This is a genomic window from Mucilaginibacter humi (assembly GCF_013087555.1).
In genome coordinates this window covers 21,353-27,827 of record NZ_JABFCR010000040.1, presented here as the reverse complement: position 1 = coordinate 27,827, position 6,475 = coordinate 21,353, and the positions used below count along the sequence as shown (strand labels likewise).

At 44.9% G+C, this 6,475-nt stretch carries 4 protein-coding genes and 3 pseudogenes; 5 read left to right on the top strand and 2 right to left on the bottom strand.

Features of this window, described 5'->3' with window-relative positions; translation table 11 throughout:
* Window positions 1-65 precede the first annotated feature (65 nt).
* Entirely contained in the window at window positions 66-698 is a 633-nt protein-coding gene (locus HK413_RS09470) for an ABC transporter permease (RefSeq protein WP_246230164.1), read from the top strand.
* A gap of 68 nt (window positions 699-766) precedes the next feature.
* Here the strand turns inward: HK413_RS09470 and HK413_RS09465 are convergent, their stop codons facing one another.
* Together HK413_RS09465 and HK413_RS19855 are read right to left on the bottom strand one after the other, a co-directional pair.
* A complete protein-coding gene (locus HK413_RS09465; RefSeq protein WP_175270013.1) occupies window positions 767-1,003 on the bottom strand; it encodes a hypothetical protein in 237 nt (78 codons plus the stop codon).
* A 112-nt stretch (window positions 1,004-1,115) separates the two neighbouring features.
* Window positions 1,116-1,238 carry a hypothetical protein gene (locus tag HK413_RS19855; RefSeq protein ID WP_262886861.1) on the bottom strand — a complete coding sequence of 41 codons (123 nt, stop codon included), beginning with the start codon at window positions 1,236-1,238 and terminating at the stop codon, window positions 1,116-1,118.
* Window positions 1,239-1,494: 256 nt separating this feature from the next.
* Here HK413_RS19855 and hemC point away from each other — a divergent pair.
* The 4 genes and pseudogenes from hemC to HK413_RS09445 all read left to right on the top strand — a co-directional run bounded on the left by hemC (window position 1,495) and on the right by HK413_RS09445 (window position 6,459).
* Window positions 1,495-3,067, top strand: a pseudogene (gene hemC, locus HK413_RS09460) (hydroxymethylbilane synthase).
* A gap of 77 nt (window positions 3,068-3,144) precedes the next feature.
* Window positions 3,145-4,114 (top strand): annotated as a pseudogene (gene hemB, locus HK413_RS09455) (porphobilinogen synthase).
* A gap of 106 nt (window positions 4,115-4,220) precedes the next feature.
* Window positions 4,221-5,586: pseudogene (hemL, locus tag HK413_RS09450) on the top strand (glutamate-1-semialdehyde 2,1-aminomutase).
* Between the two features lie 6 nt (window positions 5,587-5,592).
* Complete coding sequence (locus HK413_RS09445) at window positions 5,593-6,459, top strand: sensor histidine kinase (protein ID WP_175270012.1); 867 nt, start codon at window positions 5,593-5,595, stop codon at window positions 6,457-6,459.
* The last annotated feature ends 16 nt before the right edge of the window (window positions 6,460-6,475 follow it).

The following is a 6,475-nucleotide window of genomic DNA, read 5'->3' as shown; positions in this document are numbered from 1 at the left end:
TGCCTATGGCAATAACTTTTGATAGGGGTCCAATAAGTTTTCGGCGAAGCATCCACGTTCGACCAATGTATAATATCATCGGCGTTGTTAAAAATGTGGTAATGACCTCTCCGTTCGAGCCTGTTAAACCCATTATGTATGGCTTTTTAAAGGAATACGGCAGCGTACTGCAAATACGTACCAATCCTAAATTAAGCATGTCGGCCGCGTTAGCTAAAATAAAACCTGTTTATGATAAATACGACCCAGAAAGCCCATTCGATTATCATTTTGTTGATGCCGAATTTGGGAAGAAATTTGCTACCGAGGAGCGCGTAGGCAAGTTGGCAGGTGTGTTCACCGTATTAGCTATCCTTATCAGTAGCTTAGGCTTATTCGGCATGGCAGCATTTGTTGCCGAGCAGCGTAAAAAAGAAATTGGCGTACGTAAAGTATTAGGCGCTTCGGTGGTTGGTTTATGGCGCCTGCTTTCTACCGAGTTTGTTGTGTTGGTATTTATATCGCTGCTGATAGCAATACCCCTTTCAAATTACTTTATGAAGCAATGGTTGCTGCATTATACTTACAGAGTGCCCTTGCCATGGTGGATATTTGCCATTACAGGCGTAGGCGCTATTTTGTTAACGCTGGCCACGGTAAGCTGGCAAACCATTAAGGCATCGTTGGCTAACCCGGTAAATAGTTTGAAGTCTGAGTAACATAGTAAAAATAAAAGGGCAAAGCAGTTGTTAAACGCTTTGCCCTTTGTACTAATAAGTATATACTATTATTGCTTACTGAACGAGTAAACAATATAAGCGGTCCTGCTGCCTATAGCAACCGGCGATTTTAAAGTCATCGAGTTTTTATCGGCCTGTACAACATTAAGCTGGTAGCCTTCGGTTATATTTTTGGCTTTATCGCCCTGGTAAACCTTTTTAAACTGAAATATCGGGTTGGTTTTATCCTGCGTGTTATAACTCCAGAAAATACTTTGCGACGTACCGTTTGCTAATGTATACATACCGTCGCCGCTGTTGGTTAGTTTCCGGTACTGTTTACAAAAGCCGCCGGCGGTGCCTGGTTAAAAACATCCTGTACGGCATTAGGTAAAAGGCCATCGTAACTAACGTTAGTTAATGTCCAGTACCGTTAATAGGGCCATTTTGTGCACCCACCAGGCTTTTGGTGGTTGAGCAGGCCTGTAAAATAAAAGCAAGGGCTAAAACGCTAAATGCAAGTTGTAATATCTTTTTCATGATTTCTAATGTATCTGTATTTTTATTACAAGTACATAAATCTTGCCAAAATTTACATACACAAAATTCAGGGCGTTCCCTCCCGGTCAGCGGTAATGCCCTATTAGTGATTGGTTAATTAAAGATTAGGTAACCCACAAACCCCATTCACTCCATCACTCATTTCATAATTCATTCATTAAACAGTCATATCCTTAATAAAAACTACAACCATCGGTATAAAAATTAAATTTGCGGTTGCAAAATATAATACCCTTTGGAAAGAACATTAATTATAGGAACACGCGGAAGCGAACTGGCGCTATGGCAGGCTAACTTTGTTAAGGATAGCTTAGCAAATGCCGGCATTACTGCCGAACTGAAGATTATTAAAACGCAGGGCGACCGTATACTTAATTTAAGTTTTGATAAATTAGAAGGTAAAGGCTTTTTTACCAAAGAGCTTGAAGAAGAATTATTGGCTGGCACTATTGACCCGGCTGTACACAGCCACAAGGACCTGCCTACAGAAAACCCTCCGGGACTCATCATCGCAGCAGTATCAGAACGGGAGGACCCGGCTGAACTGTTGTTGATCTTGAAGGATTGTGTGGATGTTAAGCAAAAGCTGTCGGTTAAATACGGCGCTATTGTGGGTACGTCAAGCAACCGCCGCAAGGCACAATTGCTGGCCTATCGCCCTGATCTGGAGATTGAGGACCTGCGCGGCAACGTGCCTACCCGTATAGGTAAACTGCGCGATGAAGGCTACGACGCTATTATGCTGGCCAAAGCCGGCGTTACCCGTTTAGGTATAGACCTGAGCGAGTTCCACGTTGAAGAACTGACACCAAACGAAATTGTACCAGCACCCGCACAGGGCGCGCTGGCCATACAGATCCGCGAAAGCGATGAAGAGCTTTTAAAGGCGCTGAAGGTATTACATCACCCTAAAGTAGCCAAAGAGCTTACGGTGGAGCGTACGGTGCTTAAACTGTTTGGCGGCGGCTGCCACCTGCCATTGGGCGTATATTGCCGTAAACAAGATGGCGTGTACCGGTATTTACCTCAAAAGCCGATGAAGGCGACCAGTTTCCGGACCGCCTGTTTTTAGAAGCAGAAACCACCGATGGCCTTGCCGAAAAGATAGTTGCCGCATTTGATAAAGGGCGTAAACTGCCGGGCAGCGTGTTTATATCGCGCGAGGTGAGCGAGCAAAGCTACTTCCGCCGCGCGTTAGAGAAACATAATATACAGATAGACGGGCGGTCGTTAATTCGCACCGTGCCGGTTATCACCAAATTAGATCCATACATATTAAAATATATTGATTGGATATTCTTCAGCAGTAAAAACGCCGTGGAGTACTTCTTCCAGTTAGAGCCGCTATTACCTAAGGACGTTAAGTTTGGGGTGATGGGCGCCGGCAGCGAAGAAATGCTGCGTCGCAAAGGGCACTTCGCCGATTTTACCGGTTTAGGGATCGACCCCGAAGATGTGGCCGCCGAGTTTGCCAAACTGGCTAACGGTACGCAGGTGCTGTTCCCTTGTGCAGAGGACTCGTTGAAGAGCATACAGAAAGGATTATCAGCCAAAACAAAGGTGATAGACCCGGTAATATATGAAACTGTGCTGGAGGATGAAGTAGAAGGATCGGGCGCTGATGTGTTGGTATTTACCAGCCCGTCGAACGTGGATGCCTACTTCGCCGAAAACTTATTGGACCCCTATCAAAAAGTTATTGCCATAGGCAGATCGACCGGCAAAAGTTTGATGAAATGGGCGTAAAATACACCCTACCCTTTAGCCCCGACGAAGTTGGACTGGCAGAGGCGGTGTTTGGATTATAGAATGGTTTATTGGTCATTAGTCATTGGGAATTAGAAAGGTACCAATGACCAATGACTAACGCCCAATGACTAATGAAATGTTACAACGACCAAGAAGAAACCGTAAGAGTGAAGTTATCCGCCAGATGGTGCAGGAAACGCATGTTAGCGCTGCTAACCTGATTTTCCCGCTGTTTATTGTGGAGGGTAATAACCAGAAGAGTGAGGTAGCGTCTATGCCGGGTATCTTCAGATATTCGATAGATAATTTGCTGCGCGAGGTAGAGAGTTGCATGAAACTGGGTTTAAACTCGTTCGATCTTTTTCCCAATATCAGCGAAGAGCTAAAAGATAAATACGCTACCGAAAGCCACCGTGAAGAGGGTTTATACCTTAGTGCTATCCGCCAAGTAAAAATAACTTCCCCGAGGCATGTGTAGTCACCGACGTAGCCATGGATCCCTACAGCAGCGATGGCCATGATGGAATAGTGGAGAACGGCGAGATATTGAACGATGAAACTTTAGAGGTATTGGGTCGTATGGCGTTGGCCCAGGCTTACGCCGGTGCTGATATTATTGCGCCAAGCGATATGATGGATGGCAGGGTTGGTTATATCCGCCGTACGTTGGATGATGCAGGGTTTAAGCACGTGTCGATCATGTCATACTCGGCTAAATATGCCAGCGCTTTTTATGGCCCTTTTAGGGATGCTTTAAACTCGGCGCCAAAGTTTGGCGATAAAAAAGCTACCAGATGAACCCGGCCAACCAACGCGAAGCATTGATAGAATCAAGATTAGACGAGGCCGAGGGTGCCGATTTTTTAATGGTAAAACCCGCATTAGCTTACCTTGACGTTATAAAATTAATAAAAGACAATACCGAGCTGCCCGTAGCAGCCTACAACGTAAGTGGCGAATACGCCATGCTGAAAGCGGCCGTACAAAAAGGCTGGCTAAACGAGCAGCGTGCCGTAACCGAGGTGCTAACCAGCATTCGCCGGGCGGGCGCTACCGCGATATTGACGTATCACGCTAAAGAGGTGTTGGAGAATGGGTGGCTGTAAGCCACCCGTCCATAGTCGATGGTCGATAGTCCATAGACTTTAAAAGTAGTATAAGATATAAGTGAATTAACTATGGACCATTGACTATGGTCCATCGACTAAAATTATGTTAGATAGTATTAAAAAATGTTTTCCAGTGATGATGACTTGCCGGTGAATACGACGGGTAAGCCTGATATCAGCAGGGAAAAATCTGCCGAATTGTATGCAAAAGCCAAGACGTTTTTCCCGGGTGGGGTAAACTCGCCGGTAAGGGCGTTTAAATCGGTTTACGGCACGCCGCTGTTCATTAAAAAAGGCGATGGCAGCCATATCTGGGATGCGGATGATAACGAGTTTATCGACTTCTGCTGCTCCCGGGGCCGCTTATCCTGGGCCACAATCACCCAAAAGTAAAAGAGAAAGTAATTGAGGTAATGCAAAATGGCATGTCGTTCGGCGCCCCTACCGCGCTGGAGAATGAGCTTGCCGAACTGATCCTTAAAAACAATAAATACATACAGAAATTACGTTTTGTAAGCTCGGGTACCGAGGCAGTGATGTCGGCCATCAGGCTGGCGCGCGGCTACACCAAACGCGATAAGATCCTGAAGTTTGAAGGCTGTTACCATGGCCATTCAGATTCATTATTAGTAAAAGCAGGTTCGGGCCTGGTTACTTTTGGCGAGACATCATCAGCAGGTGTACCCAAAGCATTTGCAGATGAAACCATTGTTATCGGCCTGAATGATACCGAAGCTTTACAAAAGGCATTTACCGAATTTAAAGACCAGATAGCCGCGGTTATTATTGAGCCTATCCCGGCAAACAACGGCTTGTTGCTGCAAACTAAAGAGTACTTACAGACATTGCGCGACGTTTGTACGGCTAACGGAACCCTATTAATTTTTGATGAGGTGATCTCTGGTTTCCGTGTAGGCTTTGAGGGCGCTGCCGGGCACTACCAGATACAGCCGGACATTATTACTTATGGTAAGATCATAGGTGGCGGGTTACCGGTGGGGATGTACGGCGCATCTGCCGAGATCATGGGGCATATATCGCCTGATGGTGGGGTTTACCAGGCTGGTACCTTATCAGGCAACCCGGTGGCTATGGCTGCGGGTATTGCCCAACTAACCGAACTGTTACGCATGGGCTTTTATAAAGATCTGCATAAAAAGACGGAAGAGTTTACTGAAGCCATCCAGCGTTTTGCTACTGCACGTAATTATAAATTTAAAGTGTTTGGCATTGGCTCTATATTTTGGTTTGCCTTTACAAATGCGGAAACCATCAGCAAGGCTGATGAGATAGATCCGGCAAGCATGGAGAAATTTAAAGTAATGCACCGCGAATTGCTTAACCGAGGTATTTATATGGGCCCATCGGGCTACGAGGTTGGGTTCATATCATCGGCACATACCAAGATAGACCTGGAGAAAGCAAAAAGAGCTATATTTGATAGTCTTGACCTGGTATTTAAAAAATAACGACTTATGAAAAGATCGCTTGTTATATTTTATTCGCTTATTATTTATGCGGCAGCACAATTAATATGGTGGGGATATCAGTTAGTTAACCTGCAACATAACAAGCTGGGGATGATAATGAGCGAGGGGTCGATGTTTGTGATCGTACTTTCATTTGGTGCGTACTATATGCACAGGTCAATCAACCGCGAGCGCAAACTTCAGGAACAGAAAAAGAATTTCCTGCTATCGGTAACGCACGAGTTAAAATCGCCTTTGGCATCCATTAAATTATTACTGCAAACCATACAAAAGCGTGATCTGACTAAAGCGCAGATCCGTGATTTTATAGAAAAATCGTTGTTAGATATTGAGCGTTTGGACGATATGGTTGAAAATATGTTACTGGCAGCAAAAATTGAAAACCAGTCATATAGCTTTCCAAAAGCAAACTTTAGCCTGTCTGTTTTGGTTGATAGTATTGTTAATCGCCTGCAATTAACCAAGTGCGATGGCAGCCAGAAAATCATCAATGCCGAAATTGAGCCTAAAATTGAGTTCACGGGCGATAAATTTGCGCTTACATCAGTGGTAACAAACCTTATTGAAAATGCCATTAAATATTCGGGCCCGTGTGAACCGGTTGATGTTAAACTGTTTCAAAAGGATGGTAAAGTACACCTGCACGTAGCCGACCATGGCATTGGTATATCTGATGCAGAAAAAACTCGTATTTTCGACCGGTTTTACCGGGTGGGCAGCGAGGATACCCGTAATACAAAAGGTACCGGCCTTGGCTTATACATTGTTAAGCAGGTATTGGATAAGCACGAGGCAAGCATCAGGGTCAAAGACAATCGCCCTGTGGGAAGCATATTTGAGGTTGTTTTTTAATGGACACGAATTGCAC